This is a genomic window from Kribbella sp. NPDC004875 (genome assembly GCF_042873375.1).
In the GTDB taxonomy this organism is placed as follows: Bacteria; Actinomycetota; Actinomycetes; order Propionibacteriales; family Kribbellaceae; genus Kribbella.
Genome location: NZ_JBIALI010000008.1, coordinates 232,031 through 257,928, shown reverse-complemented (window position 1 = coordinate 257,928; position 25,898 = coordinate 232,031). Strand labels below are relative to the sequence as shown.

Below are 25,898 nucleotides of genomic sequence, written 5' to 3'. Positions count from 1 at the left end.
TACGCCGCCCCGTCTCGGATTCATCCGCGGCGCCGGGCAGGGCGGCAGCCTGCCAGCGTTTGGGTGCCCTGGCCGGTCGGGTGGGGGATCAGACCGGAGTAGATCCGCGGCGCGCCGTCGAGAGTGAGCGTCACGGTGCCGTTGGCAACCGGCAGTTCGCGGACCTGCCCCACCACATCCAGCTCTTGTACGGCGGCACCCGCGGCGACCGTGATCGCGGTCTTCGTCGGCCACGGATCGACCCAGGCCTCGGGCGCCGGGAAGTGCCAGTCGGTGCGCGGACCGTCGGTGTTCAGCAGGTACCCGTCGGCCCGGTTCCACAGCACGATCTGCGGACCGGCCGGTGTGTCGAACCAGAGGCCGAAAGTGAGTGGGTCAGCGAACGTCAGCCGGCCCCTGAAGGTTGCCTGGTCGAACACCCGAGCGGCGGTCGCGTACGCGAGCAGCGAGGGCTTCGGGCTGAGGTCCCGGTTCATCAGCCCGTAGTGGTACTCGACGTTGTCCGGATCGGCGACCTGCGGCATGCCCAGCACACTGTCGTGGAACTGATACCAGCAGACGCACTTCACGCCCTCCGCCTTGGCCAGTGCCAGCGTGAGTACGACGTTCTCGGCCGCATGCCGATACGTATCGTGCCACCAGCTGTTCGGCTTGGTCGGCGCGTACGCTTCGGTCAGCCAGATCTCCTTCTCGCCGTGCACGGCCATCAGGGCCTTGAGCTGCTGCAGACCGCCGTAGAAGTTCCAGTACGTGCCGGCCCCGTCGGTGGTCCAGTCGTCGCCCGGCGGTACGTAGTCAGGGGTGAAGTTGCCACGCCCCGGGTGGTAGGCGAAGGCGTCGATCAGGTCCCAGCCGCCGGCCGCGATGAAGTTCTCGACCCACGGCCTGTCCATCCCGGCCAATCCGTTGTTCATCAGTTTGACGGTATCGCCGGTGGCGGCCCTGCGGTCGAACACCGGTCGCAGCGCCTTGTCGAGGTAGGCCTGCGCCGCGGTGCCGGTGTTGAACGGCCGGTTCAGTTCGTTGCCCACCTCGAAGTACCCGGCCCCGGCGGTCGCCGCCACCGCGAGCTTGTCCGCGGCCCAAGCGGCTGCCTCCGCCGCGGTTGCGTCGAGCGACGGCTGCAGCTCGACGTTGTGGCGCATCCCGCGGGCGTCGAAGTCGGCGGGCGGCAGCCCCGGACCACCGTCGTACGCGATCCGGACCAGGCTGATGCCGACCCGCTGCCACAGATCCAGCACGGCACCAGCGCTCGGGCGTTGCAACCACGGGTAGTTCGCGATGCCGAACATGCTCTCGGCACCGGCCTGGTAGCCGTACGGCGGGAGTACGGCGAGATTGGTGCGCGCGAAGGCCTCGTCAGCTCCAGATCGAGCGGTGACCTCGGCCAGCGCGATCCCACTCTGCGGGGCCGTCAGGTCGAAGGTGTACTGCCACGTGCCGCCTGCCCCGACGCTGCCCGTGACTGTCGAAGCGGCGAGTTGTACGCCGTCGAAGCTCCGCAGCACTGCCTCGAGTTGCACCGTCTTCGCCGCACCGCCGTTCGCCACCAACGCGGTCAGCCGCATCGTCTCGCCGGCTGACTCGTACAGATTGAAATCCCGGTCGGTGCTGAGTTCGAGGCCGAGCTCCTGGCCCCGGCCGATCGTGGCAGTGGCCGACGGACGCGTGCCCGAGAAGTAGAAGTCGGCCTCGCTGATCCAGCCACCGCTCGGTTCCGGTACGCCGGGGGCGTGCACCCAGGTCGCGTTGGTCCAGGACTGCCTCGACCGTTCCAGCAGGAACAGACCGTGCAGGCTGCCCCACGTGGACGTGTGCGCGACGCCGGCAGTGTCCTCGTACGGGATGCCACCGCCCGCGTCGCGGACCCATTCGGTGACCGGGATGTAGTCGTCGGGCGCGGTCGGCGCCTGGATCGCGCGGCTGAACAGGAACCCGTCCGGAACGAGTGTGCCGGCTCCGGTGATTCGCCACTCCAGCCGCGCGTGGTTGGTGCTGACGCTGAACCAGCCGGTGACGGTCGTCGCGCCGGCCGCGGCGTCGAACGTGTAGTCCATCCGGATCGCCGGCGTCCCGTCCGCGAGTGCGCTCAGCGTCGGCGTACCGCCGGTCGACAGGTGGGTGCCGGTGACGCTGTCCTTGACCTGGAACTTCGAACCGGCCGATCGGGTGACGCCGCCGGCGTCACGGATCGCCAGCCGGCCGCCAGGCCCGGCCAGCAGGCTGAGACCACCGGCGGTCAGCGTGACCTCACCGGCCGCGGCGAACGCGCCGATCGGGGTCGCCTCGGCGGCCAGGACGACGCCCGCGGCCAGCGCCGCGCCGAGGAAGCCGCGCCTGCCGAGCCGGGGGCCGTCGGGGTGGGGGAGTGTCATCGGCGTGCTCCTCGTCCGAGTTGATAATGCCTATCTTCAGCGGGATGAGCGGAACGTTGTCAGAGCCAACCTCGGGCGTCAAGAGCTCATTGCGTTAACGAGGTTGACTGTACTAAGGTCTCCGGCAATCGTTGAAGATAGGCATTATCACCACGGAGGAACGATGGCACCGAAACCTCGCCGGGTCACCCAGCGCGAGATCGCCGAGCTCGCCGGCGTCAGCCAGACCACCGTGTCGGTGGTGCTGAACGACCGCGACGGCACGAACGTGCGGATCCCGGACGCGACCCGGGCGCGGGTCAAGCAGGCCATCGAGAAGCTGACATACGTCGCTGATCCCGCCGCGCGCCGGCTGGCCGGCCTGGACAACGAGATCATCGGTGTCTTCACCTACGAGGCTGCGCTGTCGCCCGAGAGTATGGACTTCTACGGCCCGCTGCTGAACGGGATCGAGCGTGCCGCCGAGCGGATCGGCTGGGACCTGCTCTTCTTCACCTCCTCCCCGGTCGAGGAGGGCACCCGGAGTCTCTTCCACCGCAAGACCCGGCTGCGGCTGACCGACGGCTGCGTCCTGCTCGGTCAGCAGATGGTCGCGTCCGAGCTGGAGCGTCTGGTCGCCGAGCAGTTCCCGTTCGTCGCGATCGGCCGCCGGGACGAGACGGCCGCCGCGGTGCCGTATGTCGCGATCGACTACGTCACTCCGACCACCGCTCTCATCGATCAGGCAGCGGCTGCTGGGCATCAGCAGGCGCTGTACGTGCATCGCGGCCGGGACAGTCCGACTGCCCGCGACCGTCGCGGCGCCGTCGAGGCGGCCTCTGCCGACGGCCGCCTGGCCTTCCTGCTGGTCGGTGAGGAGCGGATTGCCGAGCTGCCGCGGCTGGCCCGCGCGACCGGTGCCACGCTGATCCTCGCGGAGGACGCGTTCCTCACCGAGGATGTCGTGCATGCGCTGACGGCCGCGGAGGTCGCCGTACCGGAGGAGATCTCGGTGGCCGCGCTCGGTGAGGTGCGTGGCCACCGCATCGACGGGCGCCGGCTGGCCGGTTTCCACGTTCCCCGGGAGCAGTTGGCGGCCGAAGCGCTCGAGCTTCTGCAGTTGCTGATCACGACCGATCCGCAGGAGTGGCCCGGTCTGGACACCCAGCGGTTCCTGGTCGCTGACGTCGAGCCTGGTGACACGATCGTCGCGCGGACGGCGGAAGCGTGATGGCGGGCCGGGCCGTGATCAGGACCGACGTGGCGATCATCGGAGGCGGTCTGGGTTCCGTCGCTGCCGCGCTGGCGTTGCTGCAGCGTGGCCGGCGCGTGGTCCTGACCGAGGAGTACGCGTGGCTCGGTGGGCAGCTGACCTCGCAGGCAGTGCCACCCGACGAGCACATCTGGGTCGAGCAGTTCGGCGTCACCGCCCGGTACCGCGCGCTGCGGGACCGGATTCGCGGCTACTACCGCGACCACTACCCGCTGACCACCGCGGCCCGCGCCGACCGGGAGCTCAATCCTGGGCGTGGCCGGGTCAGCCGGCTGTGCCACGAGCCGCGGGTGGCCGACGCGGTCATCACCGCGCTGCTGGCGCCGTACCGGTCGACCGGGCGGCTGACCGTCCTGCAGCCACGGGTGCCGATTGCGGCCGAGGTGCAGGACGGCGTCGTGCGCAGCGTGACCGTGGCGGATCCGCGGACCGGTGACGAGACCGAGATCGCCGCCGAGTTCGTCCTGGACGGGACCGAGACCGGCGACCTGCTTCCGCTCACGGGGACGGCGTACGTCGTCGGCGCGGAAGCGGCCGCGGACACCGGCGAGCCGAGCGCGGCCTCGGTTGCGGATCCGGCCAACGTGCAGTCGATCGCGTGGTGTTTCGTCTTCGACCACGTCGCCGGCAACCACACCATCCCGCGGCCGGACGACTACGAGTACTGGCGCTCGTTCGAACTGCCGTTCTGGGGCGCGCCGATGTTGTCCTTCACCGCTCCGAACCCGCGGACACTCGTGCCCGAAGAGCGGACCATGAACGTCAACCCGGTCAGTGATGTCACCGGGGATCCGCGCTTCGACGCGGGCGACCGTGACTTGTGGCAGTTCCGGCGGATCGCCGCCCGGCAGAACTTCGCCGACGGCTTCTACGACAGCGACATCGTGCTGGCGAACTGGCCGCAGCTCGATTACGTGGGCGGCTCGATCATCGACACCGACGACCGGGAGCTGCACCTCCAGGCCGCCAAGGCGCAGTCCCGGGCGTACGTGTACTGGCTGCAGACCGAGGCACCACGCCCGGACGGCGGTCGCGGCTGGCCCGGGCTGCGGCTGCGGGGGGACCTGGTCGGTACTGCCGACGGGTTCGCGCAAGCGCCGTACATCCGGGAATCGCGCCGGATCAAGGCACTCACGACGGTGCGCGAGCAGGACGTGTCCATCAAGGCGCGGGGGTACGACGGCCCGGCCCGGTTCGACGGCTCGGTCGGCGTGGGGATGTACCGGATCGACCTGCATCCGTCGACCGGCGGCGACAACTACATCGACGTCGAGTGCGCGCCGTTCGAGATCCCGCTCGGCGCACTGGTTCCGGTGGCCACCCAGAACCTGGTGCCGGCCGCCAAGAACATTGGCACCACCCACATCACGAACGGCGCCTACCGGCTGCATCCGGTCGAGTGGAACATCGGCGAGTCGGCCGGCGAACTCGTGGCGTTCTGCCTCGAGCGTGGCCTGAGCCCGCAGCAAATCGCGACCGACGACGGCCTGGTCGAGCGATTCCAGAGCCGGCTGACCGAGGCCGGGGTCGAGCTCCACTGGCCCGAGATCGCCGGCTACTAGCCCCGAGGCGCTGTCGCGCCGCGAGTACGAAGGACCAGCTCATGATCACAGCAAGGAAGGCGCTCGGCGTCCTGGCGCTGACGACGGCACTAGCGGTCACGGCTGCGTGCGGTGCGTCCGACGCCAGCTCGTCGGCGGGCAGTAGTACGGACGTCAAGCTCCGAATGACGGTGTGGACCTCGAACGAGGATCAGCTCAAGCTCTTCGACGCCATCGGCGACGCTTACCGTGCGGAACACCCGGAGGTCTCCTCGATCACGTTCGAGAGTCTCCCGTTCGCGGACTACAACACCACCCTCACCACCCAGATCGCGGGCGGTAACGCGCCCGACCTGGCCTGGATGGGCGACCTGTCGAAGGACCTGATCGCGGCCGACGCCCTGGTCGGTCTGACCGGCAAGCTGAAGGCCACCGACGGCTGGAAGTACGACGACCTGGAGGACAGTGCGACCAAGGAGTTCAGCCGCGACGGCACGCTGTACGCGTACCCGTTCTCGAACTCGCCGTTCGCCCTCTACGTGAACACCGACCTGCTCGCCAAGGCCGGCCAGAAGATCGACCCGAAGACGCTGACCTGGGACCAGGTCGCCGCTGCGGGCGCCGCCGTCCACGCCAAGACCGGCAAGGCCGGATTCGTGATCCGCGACTTCGACTACAACGCCTGGAACATGCTGGCCACAGTCTGGACGGGCTTCGGCGCGGCGGCCTGGAGCGCGGACGGCAAGACCTGCACGTTCGGCAGCCCGCAGATGCAGCAGGCCTTCACCTTCCTGCACGACGCCGCGTTCAAGACCAAGGCGATGCCCGGTCCCGGCGCGAAGGCGGACTTCTTCGCCGGTGACGCGGCCTTCACGGTGGCCCAGGTGTCCCGGGCGTCGCTGCTCACCGGATCGTTCAAGTTCGGTCTGTCTCCGCTGCCGGCCGGTCCGGCGGGACGGTACGCCGTACTCGGCCAAGCCGGTGTTGGCGTTCTTGCGGCAAGCAAGCATGCTGAGCAGGCCACGGACTTCCTCGCCTATCTGACGAATCCTGAGAACGCGGCGAAGCTGGCGCAGTTCTTCCCGCCGCCCCGCAAGTCGCTGCTGACCGGCGCCAAGCTGGCCGCGAACAACAAGGTGCTGTCCGCGGCGCAGCTCCAGGCGGTCGTGGTCGACCAGCTGCCGAACGCGGTCACCCTGCCCAACCACACCAAGCCGGCCGAGATCGCCCAGAAGGGAAAGACGGCGCTGGACGCCCTGTGGAAACCGGACGCCGACATTCCTGCCGTGCTGAACTCGGTCTGCGCCGCCATTGAACCGACCCTGGCGAAGTGATGGCGTACTGGACGACGCGCCGCCGGGACGTCCTGACCGGGTACGTGTTCATCGCGCCGCAGCTGCTCGGTGTGACGGTGTTCGTGCTGGTGCCGGTCGCGATGGCGATCTGGTACAGCCTGCACAAGTGGAACGTCTTCACCGGCCGTCAGACGTTCGCCGGCGGCGGCAACTGGGCCGCGTTGGCGTCGGACCCACAGCTGCCTTCGGTGCTGCTGGCAACGGTCCTGTTCTCCGCCGGTGTCGTCGGCCTGAACATCGGTCTCGGGTTGCTGATCGCGGTCCTGCTGAACCGGAGGTTCCGCGGCGCGACCTTCTTCCGCACGCTGTTCTTCTCCCCGGTCGTGGTCTCGGTGGTGGCCTGGACGTTGGTCTGGGGATTCCTGCTCCAGGACAACGGCGGGATCAACGGGCTGCTCGGCGCGATCGGGCTCGACGGGCCGAACTGGTTGCAGCACGGTGACACCGCGATGGTGTCGGTGATCGTCAGCCAGGTGGTCCGCAGTGTCGGAGTGAACATGGTGCTGTTCCTGGCGGCCCTCCAAGGCGTGCCGTCCGAGCTGTACGAGGCCGCGCGGATCGATGGTGCGCGCGGCCGGGCGGTGTTCGCCCGGATCACGCTTCCGATGATCTCACCGACGCTGCTGCTGACCGCGATCATCACGGTGGTCGGGGCGCTGCAGTCGTTCGCGCAGATCGCCGTACTGACGGCTGGTGGACCGGAGCTGAGCACCACGGTGCTCGTGTACTACGTCTTCCAGCAGGCCTTCAAGTTCAACGACATCGGGTACGGGTCCACTCTCGCCCTGATGCTGCTGAGCTTCGTGATGGTGCTGACCCTGCTGCAATGGCAGCTGCGCAAGAGATGGGTGTTCCATGAGCAGTAGATCATCGGTGCTCCGGCGGGCGCTCCTGGTGACAGCACTCGCCGTACTCGCGATTCCGTTCGTGGTGCCCACCGTCTGGATGGTGGCCGCGTCGGTGAAGCCGTTGCCGGAGATCTTCAGGTCGCCACCGTCGCTGTGGACCGATCACCCGACGCTGTCCGCGTACGGCGAGGCGTTCAGCTTCCAGCCGTTCGCGCGGCAGTACGTGAACAGCCTGTACATCGCCGTCCTCGTCACGCTGATCACGTTGCTGGTGTCGAGTCTCGCCGGCTACGCCTTCGCCCGGATCAGGTTCCCTGGCGCGAACGCCCTGTTCCTGGTGGTGCTGACCGGGCTGCTGGTGCCGAGCGAGGTGACGATCGTGCCGCTGTTCCAGCTCTTCAAGCAGGCCGGGATGATCAACACCCATTGGCCGCTGATCCTGGTGACCGCACTCGCCGCGCCGTGTGTGCTCGCGACGTTCATCATGCGGCAGTTCTTCATCGCGCTGCCGGTCGAGCTGGAGGAAGCCGGGCGCCTGGACGGCCTCGGCCGTCCGGGCCTGTGGTGGCGGATCTGCCTGCCGCTGGCCCGGCCGGCGCTGTCGGCGGTCGCGATCCTGACCTTCCTCGCTTCGTGGAACCTCTACCTGGAGCCGACCGTGTACTTGACCTCGCCGGAGCTGTTCACGCTGCCGCAAGCCTTGACCCGCTTCACCGACGCCTACGGCGGCGAGATGTGGAACACGCAACTCGCCGCCGCCACGATGACCGTGCTCCCGGTCCTGATCGTGTTCGTCGTCGCTCAACGGCACTTCGTCGAGGGCCTGGCCCACTCGGGGCTCAAATGACCGAGCCCCTGGTCTTCGAGCACGATCGCGTGCAACTGCGCGTCGCTCACGGGATCTTCGAGCTGTTCGAGCGCTCCAACGTGATCAGGACCTACCGGACACCGCTGAGCTGGGTCCGCGTCCGGGCCCAGCTGCGCAAACGCGGCACGGTCATGCTGCACTTCTCGTACGTCGTGGATCTCGACGAACCCATCTACGCGCACCTGATGAGCAGCGTGAGCTCGTTGGCCACCATCGAGATCCCGGTAACCGACGAGCCGCTGTTCCGCGCGTTCTTCGCCGAGCTGGCCGAACTGTCGAACCGCCCGATCGGCTAGCTCATTGCCGGGCGGCCTTCAGATGGTCGGTGGCAATGGCTTCGAGGTGGGTCAGGTCGGAGGCCACGGTCGCGAAGGTGTAGCCCTGGGTGAGGCGGAGGTTGGCGGTTTGGCCGTCAGGGGTGTGGATGCCGGCGGCGACGCCCGCCTCGGCGGCGGTCTTGGCGATGATTTCCAGGGCGTTGTCGAACTCGTCCGCGACCTCGGGGTCGTTGGGGTAGCGTCCGCCGACGGCGAGGCACAGGTCCGACGGGCCGACGTAGATGCCGTCGAGGCCGGGGGTCGCGCAGATCTCGGCGACGTTGGCCAGGCCCTGCGGTGTCTCGATCATCGCGAGGACGACGGTTGCCGCGTCGGCCTCCGCCGGAACCGGACCGAACCGCAGCCCGGACCGCATCGGACCGTACGACCGGATGCCCCCACTCGCTCCCGGATACCTCGCGGCCGCCACGGCGCGAGCGGCGTCCTCCGCGGTGTCGACCAGCGGCACGATGACACCGGCGGCGCCGGCATCCAGCGCCCGGCCGATCGGGGTCGCGTCGTTGGCTTCCACGCGGACCAGGCCGACCGCGCCCGTGCCGGCCGCTCGGGTGCTCAGGGTGGCGCCTGCGTCGACGGCCATCAGTCCCGACAGTAAACCTTGGTACCCGAGCAGGCCGTGCTGCCCGTCGAGCGCCACGTAGTCGTACCCGATCCGCGCGATCCGTTCGGTCGCGACCGGCGCGTCGAGCACTACCCAGTACCCGATCAGCTGCTCGCGGGCCCGCAGTCGCTCGGCGAAGTTGTTGGCGTTCATGGCTTCTCCTTCATCGGTTGTACGACGGCATCGGACCGCGCAGCCGGACTCCGACCGCCTTGCAGACCTCGATCGCGGCGGGGGACAGGGCACCGGCGCGCAGGGCGGCGATGTTGCTGCGCAGGTGCTCGGTCCGCGAACCACCGATCAGCACCGTGTTGACACCCGGTCGTTGGGCCACCCAACGCAGTGACAGTTCGGCGAGCGTGAGCCCCTCGGATTCCGCGAGCTTGCCGAGTTCGTCGACGGCTTCGAAGAGTTCCGCGTTCCAATAGCGATCGGTGTACATCGAGGCCAGCCGGGAATCCCCGAACCGACCGTGCTCGGGCCGCTGCTCGAACCGGTGCCGGCCGGTCAGCAGTCCGCCGCCGAGGGGGTTGTAGACCACTGTCTCCAGTCCACCGACGAGCGCGGACTCGACGTACTCCTCCTCGATCCGCCGAGCCAGCAGGTTGTACAGCTGCTGCGCGACTACCGGGTCGGGGACGCCGGCCTCGGCGGCGAGCCTGCGCAGTTCGACGATCTGCCAGGCAGCGAAGTTCGACACCCCCCAGGCCGCGATCTTGCCCTCAGCAAGCAGTTCGCCGACCACGCCGACCGTCTCCACCATCGGCGTCGCCCGATCCGGCTGATGCAGGTAGAACAGGTCGACGTACGACGTCTGCAGGCGTCGCAGGCTCGCCTCGACACACCGTCGTACCCCGTCCTTCGACAGCGGTGCCGCATCGCCGGCGTCGGGATGCGGGATGCCGGCCTTGGTCGCGAGCACGACCTGGTCGCGGCGCGTCCGCAGCAGCTCACCGAGCATCGATTCGCTGGCGCCACCGGCGTACCCGTTCGCGGTGTCGATCGCGGTGACGCCGAGCTCGAACGCGATGTCGAGCATCTCGCCCGCGACTCGCTCGTCCACGGTGTCGCCGAAGGTCATCGTGCCGAGCACGATCGGCGGCAGCGTCATGCGAACTTCCCGCGCGGAACACGGACGTACTTGATCGCGTCCCGGTAGTAGGAGTACGAGATGTGCGCGTCACCGGCGGTGTCGACCACGACCGTCGGGTAGGACATCTCGGCGCCCGGGCGCTTGCGGGGCAGGTCCTTCTCCTGGCCGAGGGTGCCCTCGTTCTCCAGGTCGAGCACCTTCGTCCAGGTCAGGCCTGCGTCGCGCGAGCTGAACAGACTGAGCGGAATCCGCGGCTGCCCCCAGACCGCATGCTTCTGCAACGGCACCGCCTCACCGGGCGCGGTGATCTTGTGCTTGTCGCCGACGACCGGACCGTCTCCGAGCGGAGCCTCGGCCGGCGCAGACACCGGGTTCGCGACCATCAGCAGCACCCCGCCGCCGGCGTTCGCGACTTGGATCGACGAGTTGTTGTTCGGTACGTCGAGAGCCGCGGGCACCGTCCAGGTCTTGCCCTCGTCCGCGGACGTCGACCGATAGACCGCGTCCGCCCACCGGCTGCGGAAGAACCCGGCCAGCTCACCGTTGTCCAGAGCAACGATGCACATATGTACGGCGCCAGTACTGTTCGGGACCTCGACCTCGGACCAGGAGGCGCCTCCGTTCTCGGTGATCGCAACGGCGCTGGTGTCCGCGTCACCTCGCCACTGCCGCCCGGGCAGCTGGTGGCAGTGGAAGATCGGCAGCAGCCAGTGCTTGTCACCGAGCTGCACGACGCCCTGCCGGATGAAGGTCCCCACCGTGGCGAACAGGGTCTCCGGCTCACTCCAGGTCGCACCGAGATCGGTGGACCGCTGGTGCAGCACGACGGCGGTGTCCTGTGCGCCGTACTCCTGTGCGGTGTAGAGCGCCCAGAGGTCGCCGTTCGGCAGGGTGGCGAGGACCGGGTTCTGCTCGGAACGCGCATCGTCGCGCGAAACGCGCACCGGCTCCGTCCAGGTGTCCGCACCGGCCGGCAGCCGCGAGAAGTAGATGTAGATGTCCGGCCGGCCCTCGGTGGATCCGCCGAACCAGGCACAGCCCAGTGATCCGTCGGGAAGCCAAGCCAGGAACGAGGCGTGGTTCTCGGCGCACGGGGTCGGGATCAGGGCTTCGGACAGGTCGGGATCGGTGGCGTTCGGCCGGACGGCACCGTCGGCCCGGACACTCGGAGTGGTCACGTCAGCTCCTCGAATCGGCGGAAAGTCGCGCTCTTCGCGCAACTCTAGCAGCGTCTTTCGCGCAAGTCTTTGGTACGCTGGACCTTGACCGCAGGAGAGGAGTCACCCATGGTCGACGCCACGACAGACCACACCGCGACAGAGGTCGTCCGGCCGCTGCGTTCCCGGGACCGGCGGGAGGAGATCCTCCGGCTGGCGACCGAGAGCGGGCTGGCCAGTGTCGAGCAGCTGGCCGAGTGGTTCGGTGTGACCGCCTCGACGATCCGGCGGGATCTCGCGCGACTCAGCGAGAGCGGCCGGCTGGCGCGGACGTACGGCGGCGCCATCGCCGTCCCGAGCTGGACCGAGCTGTCGCTGTCGCAGCGGGACACCGAGGCGCATGCGGCGAAGCGTGCGATCGCCCGCTGGGCCGCCGCGCAGATCGAGCCGGGAAGCTCTGTCTTGCTGGACGCCGGGACGACCGTCGCGCTGGTCGCCCGCGAGCTGCCGACCGATGCGAACCTGACGGTCACCACGGCGAGCATCCCGGTGCTCGGTCACGTGCAAGGGCGTGACGACATCACCACGCATTGTCTCGGTGGCCGGTTGCGTGCGATGAGCGACGCGTTCGTCGGCCCCCTGACCGAAGCCGCGCTGGACCGGATGAGCTTCGACGCCGCGTTCCTCGGCGCCGACGGAGTGACCAGCGACGGCGGGATCTGCGAGGCTGAGCTCGAGCAGACCCGGCTGAAGGAACTGATGGCCCGCCGGGCCAACACGGTGTACGTGCTGGTGCACGCCTCCAAACTGAACCACCGCCCGTTCCGCTCCTGGGCGCGGCTGGACGGTCCGTTCACCATCGTCACCGACGACGAGGCGCCCGCCGACGTGGTCGCCGAGTTCCGCCGCGCCGGGCGGGAGCTGGTCGTCGTGCCTCGCGAGTCCTCCCGATGACAGCCCTGGTCATTCATGCCGACGACCTGACCGGGGCCGCCGAGACCGCCGCGCTGTTCCGCCACGTCAGCCCGCACGGCACGTCCCTGCAACTGCGCTCCGGGGCACGGGGTCCCGGGCTGACCGTGATCGACCTGGACACCCGGAACCTGTCGTCCGACGAGGCCGAGCGAGCTGCCCGTCGGGCGCTCACCGACGGCACACCCGTCTTCACCAAGCTCGACTCGATGCTCCGCGGCAACTACGCGGCCCATCTGCGCGCCCTCGACCCGACCGAGCATCCCGTCGTCCTGGCGCCGGCGCTCCCGGTCGCCGGGCGTCGCGTCGTGGACGGTCGCCTCCTCCTTCCGGACCGCGAGCCGATCGACGTGTTCGGCGTACTGAAAGACCTCCCTAGCTCCGCGATCGGCCCGTCCTACGAGCTCGCGAGCAGCGGGATCGCGGTCGCCGACGCCACGACTGACGAGGACCTCGACCGTCTGGTCGACGCCACCTGGCAGGTCCCCGGCATCCGGTACGTCGGCGCCGGCGGGCTGGCTGCCGCGCTCGCCCGCCGCTTGGCGACCGGCGCTCCACCGAAGCCGTCGCCCACCGCTGCGACCGGCGTCCTGTACGTCGTCGGCACCGCCGAACCCGTCGTTCACGACCAGATCCGGGCGCTGCACGAGTACGCCGGCATCGACTGCGCAACCGTCACACTCGACGAACTGCTCCCCATGGAGCGACTCGCCGAAGGGCTGAACTCCGGCGCCGGTGTGATCCTGAAGGCCCCGGTCGAGCTGTCCGACGCCGCGGTCGTCGCCAACACCCTCGCCGCCGCCACCTACGAGCTGCTTGCCCACAGCAACGGTCAGCCGGCCCTCGTGCTGACCGGCGGGCACACCGCCCGCACCGTCCTGGACGCCCTCGGCATCGACCACCTCACAGTCGTCGACGAGATCCACCACGGCGCGGTCCTGTCCCACACCCGGGACGGACGGCCAGTGGTCACCCGTCCCGGGAGCTTCGGCGAACGCGACTCGTTCGCCGCCATCCACGCCGTACTCCGCCCGTACTCCGTCCGGAAGGCCACCACATCGTGACAACTCCAGCCCCTCAGGAACTGCCCCGGATCGCCGTCACCATGGGCGACGGCTCCGGTGTCGGTCCGGAAGTCTGCGTCGGCGCGCTGGTCGCGCCCGACGTCGCCGAGTTCTGCCGCCCGGTCGTGATCGGCGACGCGGAGCGCCTCCGCCAGGCCGCGAAGATCCTTGGCGTCACCGCCGAGGTCGTCACCGTTGAGAAGGTCGAGGACGCGCGGTTCGCCCCCGGCCGGGTCAACGTGCTCGACCTCGCGCTGCTGCCCGCCGATCTCCCGTGGGGCGAGGTCAGCGCGGTCGCCGGCGACGCGGCGTACCACTATGTCCGGGTCGCGGCCGAGCTCGCTCAGCAGCACGAGGTCTCGGCGATCTGTACGGCGCCGTTGAACAAGGAAGCCCTGCACGCCGGCGGCCACCTGTACCCGGGTCACACAGAGCTGCTTGCCGACCTCACCGGCACCGAGGAGGTGTCGATGATGCTGTCGACGCCAAAGGTGAAGGTGATCCACGTGACCACGCATATCGGCCTGATCGACGCCGTCGCGCGGATCGAGCCGGGTCTGGTCGAGCGGACGATCCGCCGTGGGTACGCCGCGATGCAGAGCGCCGGGATCCCCGAACCGAAGATCGGCGTCTGCGCGATCAACCCGCACGCCGGCGAGAACGGCCTGTTCGGGTACGGCGAGGAGGCGGAGAAGATCGAGCCCGCCATCACCGCGGTCCGCGCCGACGGGATCGACGCCCGCGGACCGCTGCCTGCCGACACCGCGTTCTTCCTGGCCGGCCGGGGTGACTACGACCTGATCGTCGCGATGTACCACGACCAGGGCCACGGCCCGGTGAAGGTGCTCGGCATCGAGACCGGCGTGAACATCACGGTCGGCCTGCCGGTGATCCGGACGTCGGTCGACCACGGCACGGCCTTCGACATCGCCGGCACCGGAACGGTCACGGTGGACAGCATGATCGAGGCCCTTCGCCAGGCGGCCGAGATGTCCCGAGCTGTGGTCAGCGACTCAGTCGCGTGACGCCGAGGCGATCTGTACGTCGACCCCGTGGCTGCGGAACTCCGCAACGGCCACGGGGTCGGCAGCCTCGTCCGTGATCAAGGTCCAGCCGTTCGGAAGCGGCGCCCAGGCGTGGAACGGGCGATGTCCGAGCTTCGCGGCATGCGCCAGCACGTAGGTCTTCGCCGACTGCGCGGCCATCACTTCCTTGACCCGGGTCTGCCGCAGATCGGCCTCGTTGATCCCGTCAGCGGCCGAGACACCGTCTCCGCCCAGGAACACCCGGTCGAACGTCATCCGCTCGAGCGCGATCTCGGTCAACGGACCGACCAGTCCGTGGCTGAGATGCCGCAGCGTCCCACCCAGACACTCCACGTGCACCTGCGGGGCGTCCGCCAGGATCATCATCGCGTCGAGGCTGGCGGTCACCACCGTGACGCCCTCGGTCGACCGCAGCTCGTGCGCGAGCGCGCTGACCGTCGAGCCGGCGTCGAGGAGCACGGTCTCGCCGGGCTGAATGTCGGCCGCGGCCCGGTGCGCGATCGCACGCTTGGCTTCGAAGGCCTCGCCGAGCCGCTGCTTCATCGACGCCTCGTGCGAGGTGAGGACGGGGATCGCGCCGCCGTACGTGCGGGCCAGTTCGCCCGCGCGGGTCAGCTCGGCCAGGTCCCGGCGAATCGTCGAGGCCGCCACCTGGTAGGCAGCGGCCAACTCGGCAACGGTCCCGATGCCGACACTCTTCGCCCGCCGGACGATGTCCGCCCGGCGTTCGTCTCCAGGCAGTCTCCTCACGCGGACCTGAACCCCCGTTCGTCGAGGAACACCGTCAATCCACCCACCACGCTGACACCGAAGAATACGGCCAGCGCGGGGTAGCGGCCCATCACGAACGACAGCACCACCGCGACCGCGACGATCAGGAACGTCGCCGCCGGGTGCGACAGCGCGTACCACCACGCCGTCCGGATCGTATCCCGGGCTGGTCCGCGGTCGCGCACGTAGAAGTAGGGGAGGTGGACGACGGTGACGACCACCATCGCCCCGGCGGCCACCGCGAGCGCGAACAGCACCTGCCCGAGCGGGCCGCCCTGACCGCGGGCGATCATCGCGTCCGCGACCAGGAGCAGCCCGACCAGCACCACGGCGTACCCGAGGAGGTTCGCGCGCAGCAGGTCGGCGCGGACCTCGGCCCAGAACAGGCGGGCGGTGCGCTGTTCCCGGCTCACCGGATCGGTCTGCCAGCGGCGCAGTACGGCGTACATCGCGGCCGTGGCCGGGAAGGCGCCGAGGACTATGCCGCCGGCCAGCGTCGTGACGAGCCAGAGCAGGTTCAGCCAGGCCAGCCGCGCGACCCAGTCACAGGCCACCGCGACACTCGAGTTCACCCGGATCATCGAGTCACCCCTTCACCGCACCGGTCAGGATGCCCTTGCTGAAGTAGCGCTGGGCCCACGGGTAGAAGCACAGGATCGGCACGATCGCGAACACCATCGTGGCCGCCTGGATGTTCACCGGGTAGATCTGGTGTCCGTGCGACTGGATCTGCTGGAACGAGGCCGAGTCCGCGTCGCCGGCGATCAGCAGGTTGTACAGCACCAGCTGGATCGGGGCCAGCGACCGGTCCCGGAAGTAGATCAGCGGGACAAGGAACGAGTTCCAGATCTGCACCGCGTAGAAGATCGCGATGGTGGCGATCACCGGCCGGGACAGTGGCACGTAGATCCGCCACATCACCTGCAGGTCGTTGGCGCCGTCAACGAATGCCGACTCCTCCAGCTCGTCCGGGATGGTACGCAGGAACGAGATCGTGACGATCAGCAGGAACGTGCTGAACCCCCACGGGATCACCATCACCAGCCAGTTGTCGACGAAACCGAGCTTCTGGTTGACGATGTACGCCGGGACGATGCCCGCGTCGAAGATCCACGTGACGATGAACCCCATCAGGATCACACCGGCACCGGCCAGCCGCTTCTTCGACAGCGCGTACCCGGTGAGGAACGTGATCACGACCGAGAACGCCGTACCCGCGGCCGTGTACCAGGCGGAGTTGAGCACGCCGCGCAGGATGCCGAGCCGCGGCGTACTCAGGACGTAGCGGTAGGTCTCGATGTTCAGGCCCTTCGGCCAGCCGAACACATGGCCGGCGGCAACGAACCGGCCGTCGGACAGCGACACCGAGATGATGTAGAGGAACGGGTAGATGCACAGCAGCGCGATGACGACCAGGATCGTCGTGTTGACCGCGCCGAACGCGCTGAATCGGGATCGCTGGGAAGAGACAGCCATCAGAACAACCCCGAATCGTTGACCTTTTTGGCGGCCCGGTTGGCCGTCACGACCATCACGAGCGCGATCACGCCCTGGATCAGTCCGACCGCCGCGCCGTAGCTGTAGTTGGGGAAGCCGCGGGACGCGAACGCCTGCCGGTAGACGTAGGTCTGGATCACGTCCGCGGTCTCGTACACGCTCGGGTTGTACATCAGCAGGATCTTGTCCAGGTCGACCGTCAGTACCTGCCCGATCGCCAGGATCAGCATCACGATCATCATCGGCCGGATCGACGGCAGCGTGACGTGCCACATCTGCTTCCAGCGGCCGGCGCCGTCGATCTCGGCCGCCTCGTACAGCGCCGGCGAGATCGAGGCCATCGCCGCGATGTAGATGATCGTCCCGTAGCCGAAGGTCTGCCAGACGTTCATCCCGATGTACAGCGGCCGGAACCAGCCGGGTTCGGCGAAGAAGAAGATCGGATGCCCGCCGAACCCCTCGATCACCTTGTTCACCAGGCCGCCCTGCGGCGACAGCAAGGTGTAGAGGATGCTCACCAGCACCGCGGACGAGATGAAGTACGGCACGAAGCTGAGCGTCTGCACCGACTTCTTCAGCCACTTGTTGCGGACTTCGTTCAGGAACAGCGCGAACACGATCGGGATCGGGAACGCGAACAGCAAGGTGCCGAAGGCCAACAGCACCGTGTTCTTCACCAGCTTGAGGACGGCGGGATCGGTGAGGAACCGGTGGAACTGGTCGAACCCGACCCAGGTGCTCCCACTGATTCCCTGGAACGGGCTGTACTGCTGGAACGCGATCACCAGTGCACCGACCGGCGCGAACTTGAACACCACCAGGTGGATCAGGCCCGGAACCAGGATCAGGTACAGCAATTTGTCGCGGCGCAGCGACCGCCCGAGCCGGGCGAGTCGGCCGCGGCCACCGGCCGGCCGCCGGGAAGCGGCCGGCCGGGTGGACGGGCGGGTCAGTTCAGTCGTCGCCATCATCGACTCACTTGCTCGTCGCGGACCAGGCGGCGTTCTCGATGTCGTTCAGCTGCTGGTAGCCCTTCGCCTTCGCGTCGGCGACGAACTGGTCCCACTCGCTCATCGGGCGCTTGCCGTTGACGAACTTCGTCAGCTCGGCGAGCACGTACGGCTCCACCGCGGCCAGCAGGTCGGTCCGCTTCTTCAGCTGATCGGAGTCGTACTTGATCACCGGAGTGTCGGTCAGAGAGGTGTTGAAGTAGTCACCGGCGAAGGACTTCGTCTTCTTGTCCATCCACTGGTAGTACGCCTGGTTGTCCACCGGCGCCGGGAACGTGAGCCGGTCCTGCAGGAAGTTCCACGCCTTGGTGCCGGCCGGCTTGTTGCCCTCGACCGCGAAGTCCAGCGTGTATTGCGGCTTCCCGCCGACCACCTTGTACGACGTACCCTCGACGCCGAAGTGCATCGCGGTCTCGCCCTTCTCGGAGTACAGGTTGTCGACGAACTTCATGATCGCGTCGGCGTTCTTGGCCGACGAGCTGATCGCGAAGACGCGGTTCAGGTTCCACTGCTGGTTCGCCGGGACCTTGCCCTGGGCACCGGTCTGGGTCTTGAAGGCCGGCATCACGTCGATCGCGTACTTCGGGTCGTTCTTCGGGCCGCCGTTCTCCAGGAACCAGCTCGGCCGGGTGAAGAAGTCGTCCGACACGGTGCCGCGACCGGTCAGCATCTTGGTCTGCCAGCTGTCCTCGGTGTTCGCGCCGGCGATCCACTCGGGGTCCACCAGGCCCTCGGCGTACAGCTGGTGGTACCAGGTGATCATGTCCTTGAAGCCCGGCGCCAGCAGGTCGGTGTTGCCGAGCTTGTCGTCGTAGATGCCGTGGATCGTGCCGCTCTCGTCGGAGTGGAACGTCGCGTCGTACGCGTACGCCCAGCGCAGGAAGGCGTCCCGGCCGGTCAGCGGGAAGTAGTTCTTGGTGCTCGCGTACTTCTTCTTCAGCGCCCGCAGCGCGTCGGTGAGCTCCGCGGTCGTGGTCGGCGCCGTGGCGATCCCGGCGGCCTTCAGCATGTCGGACCGGTAGAACGTCACCGGCGAGATCCGCGGCGACTCGGCCGGCAGCCCGTAGATCTTCCCGTCCTTGGCGGTGATCAGCTGCTTGTACTTCGGGTGCGCGTCGATGTACTTCTGCAGGTTCGGCGCTTCCTTGGAGATCAGCGGCGCGAGGTCCTGGAACGCGCCCTGCTCGCCGTACACCTCGGTCTGCGAGATGTTCGCGATCACCGCGTCCTGCATCTTGCCCGAACTGAGCGCCAGGTCGAGCTGCTGGTAGTAGCCGTCCTCCGGCCCGCCGTCGATCGTCTCGACCTTCACACCGGACTGTTTCTCCAGCTCCGGCAGCCAGTTCAGGTCGTCGAGCCAGGCCTTGAAGCGGTCCGGCAGCCGATAGCTGAACTGGGTGTCGGAGCCGCCGCCCGACCCCTCGTCACTCTGACCGGAACAGGCGCCGGCGACCAGACCGATGGCTGCGACCGAGGCGAGAACACGGGCGAACCGGATCTTCCTCATGTGGGTACTCCTTCATGCTGGGAACACGCTGGGAACGTTTCAAAGGCAGGCGGGCACGCGGCGGCGGAGGTCACCCGACCCCGGCACCCGACGGCATTCCTGCCGTACCCCGATCACCTGCAGCTCGCTGAAGACTGTGCGGAGCACGCTACTGCGCGAACCGCGCGCTGTCTAGCGTTCCGCGCAGCCAGAATCCCAATTCCTGCTCATCTCGCGCAACTTCTCACCACGCCGTGCGCAACTCGCTCGCCCCGCACCCACCCGAAGCTCACTCTGCGCACCCCCGCGCAGCCATCCACAACCCCCACCCACCCCCTCTCAACTACCGGGAGGCCTCACCGGCCCTCGCTGACCCCGTCGTCCTGTCGATGGCCCGGCAGTCTGTCGCCGAGTCGTGAACCGCGGCTGCCGCTCCCCAACCACACCCCACGATTCGCGGTCCACCCCCACAACCACCCGCCACGACTCGACCCCCAGCACGCCAGCCCAGTCCGCGCCCGAGTCCGGGGCCGAGCAGGGGAAGGCGTGACGTTGAACAGGTAATAAGGGGTCCCCAGCCACCACTTCCTGTGCAACCAACCCGCGCTCGCCCCGTCCCGCGCGCACGTTCGCGAGGTCCGTTGCGCGTGCGACGTTTGCTCGCGGGCTCACTCGTGCGGGGGCGACCTCAGCTGTTCACGAGGGCGGCGTGTTTGCCGGTGGTCAGGGACTGGCCTTGGTCGATCATTTGTTCGGCGAGGCGGTCTACGGCTTGGGAGAAGGAGTCGGAGTTCTCGGGGTCCCAGTCGGACAGGTGGTTGAGGATCCAGACGCGGAAGGCGCCGACGAAGCGCTGGAACATCTCGAGGCCGAGGGTGGTGAAGCGGTAATGGCCGAGCGTCTCGGAGAGGTAGCCGTCGGCAACCAACTGGGTGGCGAGCGGTTCGAAGGCGCCGGGTGGGACGCGCAGGTCGCCGGTGATCTCGGCGAGGGTGGCGGAGCCGGACTCGGCGCCGCCGCGGAAGACGCGCATGATCATCCACGCCTCGGCGGCGCTGAGCGGGAGCCCGGATTCCGCCAGTACTTCGGGAGCGGGGTTCCGCTTGTGATGCCGGACAACGAGAGCCGCGAGCTTCTGCAGTTCGTGCTCGGAGTCGAACGACGACGGCGCCGCGAAGTTCTCGCCGACGTCGGCGGCCGCCATCCGGGCGGTGTCGCGCAGCGGGACCTCTTTCAGCAGCAACGCGGTCAGGAAACCCAGGGCCGCGACCGGCACTGCCCAGAGGAACACGACGTGCAGAGAGTCGGCGTACGCCGCGGTGACGACGGACCGTGCCGCGTCGGGGAGCGAGCGCACACCCGCGACGGTCGACGCCACTTTCGGATCGACCTGGGCGGTCTGGACCGCGACGCCAAGCTTCTCCGGCAACTGGTGAGCGTAGATCGAGCCGAAGACCGCCACGCCGAACGAACTGCCCATTGTGCGCAGGAAGCTCACCCCGGAGGTCGCGACCCCGAGGTCGGCGTAGTCGACGGTGCTCTGGACGACGACGGTCGGGACCGGCATGCAGAGCCCGACGCCCAGACCCAGGACGATCATGTACGCCGCGGTCACGACGTACGGCGTGGAGTTGTCGAGGAGCGAGAGCAAGAACAGCCCGACCCCGATCAACACGGTGCCGACGATCGGGAACAGCCGGTACCGGCCCGTCTTGCTGATGATCTGGCCGACCACCACGGACGCGACCAGCAATCCACACACCAGCGGCAGCATCTGCAACCCGGACTCGGTCGCCGACGCGCCGTGCACGAATTGCAGGTACGTCGGCAGATACGTGACCCCGCCGAGCATCGCGAACCCGATGATGAAGCTCATCACCGAGCACACCGTGAACACCCCGGACCGGAACAACCGCAGCGGCAGCAACGGCTCGGCGGCGCGTTGCTCGACGAGCACGAAGGCGACCAGTGCGACGATCGACCCGACCGCCATCGCGATGATCACCGTGGACGTCCAGGCGTACTCGTTCCCGCCCCACGTGGTCACCAGCGTCAATCCGGTCGCCGCGAGACCGATGAACAGGATCCCGAGATAGTCGATTTTCGGTCCGACCGCGGCCTTCACCGACGGAAGGGTGATCGAGGCAACGATCAGGACCAGGATGCCGAGCGGCAGGTTGACGTAGAACGCCCACCGCCAGCTCAGGTGGTCGACGAACAGCCCACCGAGCAGCGGGCCGGCGACCGTCGACACCCCGAACACGGACCCCATCACGCCCTGGTACCGGCCGCGTTCGGCCAGCGGTACGACGTCCGCGATCACCGCCATCGCGGTCACCATCAGACCGCCGGCGCCGAGACCCTGGATCGCGCGGGAACCGACCAGCCACAGCATCGAGTCGGCCATTCCGCAGAGCGCGGAGCCGGCCAGGAACAGCACGACACTGAGCAGGAACATCGGCTTGCGCCCGTACAGGTCGCCGAACTTCCCGATCAGCGCGGTCATGATCGTCTCGGCGAGCAGATATGACGTGACCACCCAGGACAGGTGGTTGGCGCCACCCAGGTCGCTGACGATGGTCGGCAGCGCGGTCGCGACGATGGTCTGGTCGAGGGCCGCGAGCAGCATTCCGAGCATGATCGCGACGACGACCGCGTTCCGGGTGCCGCGTCCGACTGGCTGAGCCTCGGTGTCCATGAGCCGAATGTAATCGTCCGGCCACGTTCCGCCACCCCAAAACCCCGCCAATCCGATCAAGAACCCCCAACCGCCCGGGCCAGACCCGCTCTGCCCGACCTTGTGCACGAGATCCGTGCGCGGACCGCGCCGACGTACGGACTGGGTGCACAAGGTGCGCTTGGGGCGCGGCGGTGGTGGGGGTCCGTAGGATGGGTGGGTGCCGTCGACATTGCCCGAGGGGGAGGTTGCGCCCCGGGACGGGGCGTTGCCGGAGACCGCTGTTCGCGAGGCCGGGTCGCGGCCGTTGGGCTTCTATCTGCATGTCCCGTTCTGCGCGTCGCGGTGCGGGTACTGCGACTTCAACACTTACACCGCCAAGGAGCTGGGCGGCGGCGGTTCGCAGGCGTCGTACGCCGACACCGCGGTCGCCGAGGTCCGTCAGGCGCGCCGTGTGCTCGGAGATCTGGATCGGCCGGTCGACACGGTGTTCTTCGGTGGCGGTACGCCGACCCTCCTGCCGGCGGCGGATCTCGGGAAGATGCTCGCCGCCGTGCGCGACGAGTTCGGTCTCGCGCCCGGCGCGGAGGTGACGACCGAGGCGAATCCCGAGTCGGTGGACCCGGCGTACCTCGAGGCGTTGCTGGCGGCGGGGTTCACACGGGTGAGTTTCGGGATGCAGAGCGCGTCGTCGCACGTACTGAAGATCCTCGATCGGCAGCACACTCCGGGGCGCGCGTTGCAGGCGGTGAAGGAGGCGGCCGCGGCCGGCTTCGAGCACGTGAACCTCGACCTGATCTACGGAACCCCGGGCGAGACGCTCGACGACTGGCGGGCGTCGCTCGAGTCGGCGTTGTCGGTGCAGCCGGATCACGTCAGCGCGTACGCACTGATCGTCGAGGACGGGACGCAGCTCGCGCGGCGGATCCGGCGTGGCGAGCTGCCGATGCCGGACGACGACGATCTCGCGGACAAGTACGTGCTGGCCGACGAACTGCTGACGGCCGAGGGGCTGCGGTGGTACGAGGTGTCCAACTGGGCGCGGACCGACGCGGCGCGCTGCCGGCACAACGAGCTGTACTGGCGCGGCGACACCTGGTGGGGGATCGGGCCGGGCGCGCACAGCCACGTCGGCGGGATCCGCTGGTGGAACGTGAAGCACCCGAGCGCGTACGCCGAGCGCATCGGCGCCGGCGAGAGTCCGGCGTACGCCCGCGAGACCCTCGACGAGGAGACGCGCCGGATCGAGCGAGTGCTGCTCGAGGTGCGACTGTCAGCCGGCCTCCCGCTCGAGGTGCTGGACGAGGCGGGTCGAGCGGCGGTCGCCGAGGTCGTGGCGCAGGGGTTGGCGGTGCTGGTCGGGGAGCGGTTGGTGCTGACCGATCGCGGGCGCTTGCTGGCGGATGCGGTAGTCCGCGACCTGCTGCCGTAATTGATCAGAACTGATCACAGTGACCTGTTGACGACGGTTGCGAGCAGACGGCAGGCTGTGCGGTAAGCGTTTACTATCCTTCTCGAGGAGTCGCGATGCCGCCCTTCATTCGTCGTCGACTGGTGCTTCAGGCCGGGCTCGCCGCCGGTGCGCTCAGTGCGATCGGCCTGCCGGCCAGAGCCTTCGCCGAGGACGAGTTCGACGTCCTCCGGGCGCGCTGGGCCGAGCTGAACACCGGCGGCGCGATCGACGCCACGGACAGCGCGTACGCCGCTGCGCTCAGCGCGCTCAGTGAGCAGGCGCAGGGCTTCGCCGACACGCTGATCACGGCGGCGGACCGGACCGCGCTCTGGCCGGATCTCCCACTCAGCGCGGCGAGCGGCAACTTCTCGATCAGCTACACGCGGTTGAAGACGATCGCGCTGGCCCGCGCGACCAGCGGTACCACGCTGACCGACGTCGGCGACGAGCTGGGCAGCGCGCTCGACTTCCTGAATGCCAAGAGCTTCAACGAGACGCTCAAGGAGACCGGGAACTGGTGGTTCTGGGAGATCGGCGCACCGCGCGCCCTCCTCGATACGTGCATCCTCGCGTACGACGTACTCTCCGCCGATCAGATCACGGCGTACCTGAAGGCCGTCGACCACTTCGTGCCGAACCCGAACCGCCGGACCAACTCGCCGTCGCTGCGCGAGACCGGAGCGAACCGGGTCGACAAGGCCCTGATCGTCGCGCTCCGCGGGATCGTCGGAAAGTCCGCCGACAGACTCGCCACCGCCCGCGACGCGCTCAGTGATGTCGCCGAGGCCGGCAAGAACAGCGTCTTCACCTATGTCACGAGCGGCGACGGCTTCTACCGGGACGGCTCCTTCATCCAGCACGGCAACCTCGCGTACGTCGGGACGTACGGCAACGTCGCGCTCGGCGGGGTCGCGAACCTGATCGCGCTGCTCGGTGGCTCGACCTGGGAGATCACCGACCCGAGACGCGCCGTACTGCTGGATGCGGTCGAGGCGAGCTTCGCGCCGTTCATGACCGACGGTCTGATGATGGACTGCGTCTCCGGCCGGGCGATCTCCCGCGAGAAGGCGGGCGACCACCGCAACGGGCACGGCACTACCTCGACCGTACTGTTGCTCGCCGGCGGAGTCGCCGAGCCGTACGCCTCGTGGTACAAGGCGCTGGCCAAGGGCTGGATCACGCGCGACCGTCTGAACGACTACCTGCCCGGCGCGTCGATTCCGGAGATCTCGCGTGCGAAGGCGCTCCTCGCCGACGCGGCCGTCAGCCCGGCGCCCGCGACGCCGCAGCACTTCCAGTTCTACAACCAGGACCGCGTCGTGCACCGCCGCCCGGGCTGGACGTTCGCGATCGCGATGTCGTCGAAGCGGATGGCGCGGTACGAGTGGGGCAACGGCGAGAACCTGCGCGGCTGGTACGTCGGCGACGGCATGACCTACCTGTACTCGGACGACCAGGACCAGTTCTACGACGCGTACTGGCCGACGGTCGACGCCCAACGCCTGCCTGGTACGACGGTGAGCACGAAACCACGCGACCCCGGTGGCAATGGCGCGGGCACCGGCACCGTCGCGGCGTACGCCGAGTGGGTCGGCGGAGCGTCGTACAACACGATCGCCGGTGCCGTCGGCATGCACCTGATCAACTACGACAAGACCTTGCAGGCGCGGAAGTCCTGGTTCTGCTTGCGTGACTCGGTCGTTGCCCTCGGCGCCGGGATCGTCGGCACCGACGGCTATCCGGTGGAGACAATTGTCGACAACCGGAACCTGCACGAGAACGGCGCCGCGGCACTGCTCGTCGACGGCCGGACGGCGAGTGGGACGTACGACGATCCGCGGTGGGCCCATCTGGAGGGTGTCGCGGGCTACGTGTTCCCGCAGGGCGGGCGCGTTCGGACCGAGAGGGAAGACCGCACCGGGTCCTGGTCGGAGATCAACATCGGTAACGACACGGCCGGTTCGACGACGCCGTACACGCGGCGATACGCGAAGCTGATCGTCGAGCATGGCACCGCGACCGGCGGCTACGCCTACGTCCTGTTGCCTGGAGCAACCAGTCGGGAGACCGCCGAGCGCGCTGCGGACCCGGGGATGAGCATCCTCGCGAATACCGCGGCTGTGCAGGCGATTCGCTCGCATCGCGACCAGCTGACGCTGGCGAACTTCTGGACCGCGGGACAGGTCGGAGAGCTCACCGTCGACGGCCCGGCGTCCGTCGTGGTGGGCAGGGACGGCCGAACGACGACTGTCGCGGTGTCGGATCCGAGCCGCACGGTCCAGACGCTGAGGCTGGTCGTCGACAATCCGATCCGTGAGGTTGTCTCCAAGGACGACAGCGTGACGGTGGTCGCCACCGGCAAGCAGTTGGTGCTCGACTTCGCCGTCGGTGGTACTCGAGGAGCGACGCACACCGCGTCTTTCCACTGAGTTCCGCCCATAGATTTCCGCAAGCAACCGGGGCCGGCGAGCAGCGCCGGCCGGGTCGCCGGGTG

21 protein-coding genes are annotated in these 25,898 nt (G+C 68.5%); 11 read left to right on the top strand and 10 right to left on the bottom strand.

Going from position 1 to position 25,898, the window contains the following annotated elements:
* Positions 1-20: 20 nt before the first annotated feature.
* Positions 21-2,375: a hypothetical protein gene (locus tag ACFYRH_RS37305; RefSeq protein ID WP_387784941.1), complete on the bottom strand. Its 2,355-nt coding sequence runs from the start codon at positions 2,373-2,375 to the stop codon at positions 21-23.
* A 163-nt stretch (positions 2,376-2,538) separates the two neighbouring features.
* On the opposite strand from ACFYRH_RS37305, the gene ACFYRH_RS37300 reads away from it, so the two are divergent.
* Genes ACFYRH_RS37300 through ACFYRH_RS37275 form a run of 6 tightly spaced genes read left to right on the top strand, consistent with a single transcriptional unit; the run spans position 2,539 to position 8,535 of the window.
* Complete coding sequence (locus tag ACFYRH_RS37300; protein WP_387784939.1) at positions 2,539-3,585, top strand: LacI family DNA-binding transcriptional regulator; 1,047 nt, start codon at positions 2,539-2,541, stop codon at positions 3,583-3,585.
* A gap of 29 nt (positions 3,586-3,614) precedes the next feature.
* Positions 3,615-5,189 (top strand): FAD-dependent oxidoreductase, encoded by a 1,575-nt coding sequence (locus ACFYRH_RS37295; protein WP_387784937.1) that lies wholly within the window; start codon positions 3,615-3,617, stop codon positions 5,187-5,189.
* A gap of 41 nt (positions 5,190-5,230) precedes the next feature.
* Positions 5,231-6,502, top strand: a complete 1,272-nt coding sequence (locus ACFYRH_RS37290) for an ABC transporter substrate-binding protein (protein WP_387784936.1) — start codon at positions 5,231-5,233, stop codon at positions 6,500-6,502.
* Positions 6,502-7,389 (top strand): carbohydrate ABC transporter permease, encoded by an 888-nt coding sequence (locus ACFYRH_RS37285; protein WP_387785116.1) that lies wholly within the window; start codon positions 6,502-6,504, stop codon positions 7,387-7,389. Before ACFYRH_RS37290 ends, ACFYRH_RS37285 begins: the two co-directional genes overlap by 1 nt.
* Entirely contained in the window at positions 7,379-8,218 is an 840-nt protein-coding gene (locus ACFYRH_RS37280) for a carbohydrate ABC transporter permease (RefSeq protein ID WP_387784935.1), read from the top strand. The genes ACFYRH_RS37285 and ACFYRH_RS37280 overlap by 11 nt, the downstream gene beginning before the upstream one ends.
* Complete coding sequence (locus ACFYRH_RS37275) at positions 8,215-8,535, top strand: hypothetical protein (RefSeq protein WP_387784934.1); 321 nt, start codon at positions 8,215-8,217, stop codon at positions 8,533-8,535. Before ACFYRH_RS37280 ends, ACFYRH_RS37275 begins: the two co-directional genes overlap by 4 nt.
* A 1-nt stretch (position 8,536) precedes the next feature.
* On the opposite strand, the gene ACFYRH_RS37270 is transcribed toward ACFYRH_RS37275, so the two are convergent.
* Genes ACFYRH_RS37270 through ACFYRH_RS37260 form a run of 3 tightly spaced genes read right to left on the bottom strand, consistent with a single transcriptional unit; the run spans position 8,537 to position 11,449 of the window.
* Entirely contained in the window at positions 8,537-9,331 is a 795-nt protein-coding gene (locus ACFYRH_RS37270) for an HpcH/HpaI aldolase/citrate lyase family protein (RefSeq protein ID WP_387784933.1), read from the bottom strand.
* Positions 9,332-9,341: 10 nt separating this feature from the next.
* Positions 9,342-10,289 (bottom strand): aldo/keto reductase, encoded by a 948-nt coding sequence (locus ACFYRH_RS37265; RefSeq protein ID WP_387784931.1) that lies wholly within the window; start codon positions 10,287-10,289, stop codon positions 9,342-9,344.
* Positions 10,286-11,449: an exo-alpha-sialidase gene (locus tag ACFYRH_RS37260; protein WP_387784930.1), complete on the bottom strand. Its 1,164-nt coding sequence runs from the start codon at positions 11,447-11,449 to the stop codon at positions 10,286-10,288. Before ACFYRH_RS37260 ends, ACFYRH_RS37265 begins: the two co-directional genes overlap by 4 nt.
* Positions 11,450-11,557: 108 nt before the next feature.
* Here ACFYRH_RS37260 and ACFYRH_RS37255 point away from each other — a divergent pair, with 108 nt between their 5' ends.
* From ACFYRH_RS37255 to pdxA, 3 genes are read left to right on the top strand one after another with little or no spacing between them, the layout of a single operon-like run.
* Positions 11,558-12,382, top strand: coding sequence for a DeoR/GlpR family DNA-binding transcription regulator (locus tag ACFYRH_RS37255; RefSeq protein ID WP_387784928.1), 825 nt, complete (start codon positions 11,558-11,560; stop codon positions 12,380-12,382).
* Entirely contained in the window at positions 12,379-13,464 is a 1,086-nt protein-coding gene (locus ACFYRH_RS37250) for a four-carbon acid sugar kinase family protein (protein WP_387784926.1), read from the top strand. Before ACFYRH_RS37255 ends, ACFYRH_RS37250 begins: the two co-directional genes overlap by 4 nt.
* Positions 13,461-14,489 (top strand): 4-hydroxythreonine-4-phosphate dehydrogenase PdxA, encoded by a 1,029-nt coding sequence (pdxA, locus tag ACFYRH_RS37245; protein WP_387784925.1) that lies wholly within the window; start codon positions 13,461-13,463, stop codon positions 14,487-14,489. Before ACFYRH_RS37250 ends, pdxA begins: the two co-directional genes overlap by 4 nt.
* Here pdxA and ACFYRH_RS37240 read toward each other — a convergent pair.
* The 6 genes from ACFYRH_RS37240 to ACFYRH_RS37215 form a co-directional block, all read right to left on the bottom strand.
* A complete protein-coding gene (locus tag ACFYRH_RS37240) occupies positions 14,478-15,260 on the bottom strand; it encodes a DeoR/GlpR family DNA-binding transcription regulator (RefSeq protein WP_387784924.1) in 783 nt (260 codons plus the stop codon). The genes pdxA and ACFYRH_RS37240 overlap by 12 nt on opposite strands.
* Complete coding sequence (locus ACFYRH_RS37235) at positions 15,257-15,862, bottom strand: YesL family protein (RefSeq protein WP_387784922.1); 606 nt, start codon at positions 15,860-15,862, stop codon at positions 15,257-15,259. Before ACFYRH_RS37235 ends, ACFYRH_RS37240 begins: the two co-directional genes overlap by 4 nt.
* A gap of 4 nt (positions 15,863-15,866) precedes the next feature.
* The gene (locus ACFYRH_RS37230; protein ID WP_387784920.1) at positions 15,867-16,757 is read right to left on the bottom strand and encodes a carbohydrate ABC transporter permease; all 891 of its coding nucleotides are present in this window, start codon (positions 16,755-16,757) and stop codon (positions 15,867-15,869) included.
* Complete coding sequence (locus ACFYRH_RS37225) at positions 16,757-17,746, bottom strand: ABC transporter permease (RefSeq protein WP_387784919.1); 990 nt, start codon at positions 17,744-17,746, stop codon at positions 16,757-16,759. Before ACFYRH_RS37225 ends, ACFYRH_RS37230 begins: the two co-directional genes overlap by 1 nt.
* A 7-nt stretch (positions 17,747-17,753) precedes the next feature.
* Positions 17,754-19,295 carry a hypothetical protein gene (locus ACFYRH_RS37220; RefSeq protein ID WP_387784917.1) on the bottom strand — a complete coding sequence of 514 codons (1,542 nt, stop codon included), beginning with the start codon at positions 19,293-19,295 and terminating at the stop codon, positions 17,754-17,756.
* 667 nt (positions 19,296-19,962) lie between these two features.
* Positions 19,963-21,972: a DHA2 family efflux MFS transporter permease subunit gene (locus ACFYRH_RS37215; RefSeq protein ID WP_387784916.1), complete on the bottom strand. Its 2,010-nt coding sequence runs from the start codon at positions 21,970-21,972 to the stop codon at positions 19,963-19,965.
* 199 nt (positions 21,973-22,171) lie between these two features.
* On the opposite strand from ACFYRH_RS37215, the gene hemW reads away from it, so the two are divergent.
* Complete coding sequence (hemW, locus tag ACFYRH_RS37210; protein WP_387784914.1) at positions 22,172-23,383, top strand: radical SAM family heme chaperone HemW; 1,212 nt, start codon at positions 22,172-22,174, stop codon at positions 23,381-23,383.
* Between the two features lie 95 nt (positions 23,384-23,478).
* On the top strand, positions 23,479-25,833 hold the full coding sequence (locus ACFYRH_RS37205; protein WP_387784912.1) for a polysaccharide lyase 8 family protein: 2,355 nt from the start codon (positions 23,479-23,481) through the stop codon (positions 25,831-25,833).
* Positions 25,834-25,898 lie beyond the last annotated feature (65 nt).

Coding starts and splice junctions, on each gene's coding strand:
- ACFYRH_RS37305 (WP_387784941.1), bottom strand. CDS start 2,375: ATGACACTCCCCCACCCCGACGGCCCCCGGCTCGGCAGGCGCGGCTTC.
- ACFYRH_RS37300 (WP_387784939.1), top strand. CDS start 2,539: ATGGCACCGAAACCTCGCCGGGTCACCCAGCGCGAGATCGCCGAGCTC.
- ACFYRH_RS37290 (WP_387784936.1), top strand. CDS start 5,231: ATGATCACAGCAAGGAAGGCGCTCGGCGTCCTGGCGCTGACGACGGCA.
- ACFYRH_RS37285 (WP_387785116.1), top strand. CDS start 6,502: ATGGCGTACTGGACGACGCGCCGCCGGGACGTCCTGACCGGGTACGTG.
- ACFYRH_RS37280 (WP_387784935.1), top strand. CDS start 7,379: ATGAGCAGTAGATCATCGGTGCTCCGGCGGGCGCTCCTGGTGACAGCA.
- ACFYRH_RS37275 (WP_387784934.1), top strand. CDS start 8,215: ATGACCGAGCCCCTGGTCTTCGAGCACGATCGCGTGCAACTGCGCGTC.
- ACFYRH_RS37270 (WP_387784933.1), bottom strand. CDS start 9,331: ATGAACGCCAACAACTTCGCCGAGCGACTGCGGGCCCGCGAGCAGCTG.
- ACFYRH_RS37265 (WP_387784931.1), bottom strand. CDS start 10,289: ATGACGCTGCCGCCGATCGTGCTCGGCACGATGACCTTCGGCGACACC.
- ACFYRH_RS37255 (WP_387784928.1), top strand. CDS start 11,558: ATGGTCGACGCCACGACAGACCACACCGCGACAGAGGTCGTCCGGCCG.
- ACFYRH_RS37250 (WP_387784926.1), top strand. CDS start 12,379: ATGACAGCCCTGGTCATTCATGCCGACGACCTGACCGGGGCCGCCGAG.
- ACFYRH_RS37235 (WP_387784922.1), bottom strand. CDS start 15,862: ATGATCCGGGTGAACTCGAGTGTCGCGGTGGCCTGTGACTGGGTCGCG.
- ACFYRH_RS37230 (WP_387784920.1), bottom strand. CDS start 16,757: ATGGCTGTCTCTTCCCAGCGATCCCGATTCAGCGCGTTCGGCGCGGTC.
- ACFYRH_RS37225 (WP_387784919.1), bottom strand. CDS start 17,746: ATGGCGACGACTGAACTGACCCGCCCGTCCACCCGGCCGGCCGCTTCC.
- ACFYRH_RS37220 (WP_387784917.1), bottom strand. CDS start 19,295: ATGAGGAAGATCCGGTTCGCCCGTGTTCTCGCCTCGGTCGCAGCCATC.
- ACFYRH_RS37215 (WP_387784916.1), bottom strand. CDS start 21,972: ATGGACACCGAGGCTCAGCCAGTCGGACGCGGCACCCGGAACGCGGTC.
- ACFYRH_RS37205 (WP_387784912.1), top strand. CDS start 23,479: ATGCCGCCCTTCATTCGTCGTCGACTGGTGCTTCAGGCCGGGCTCGCC.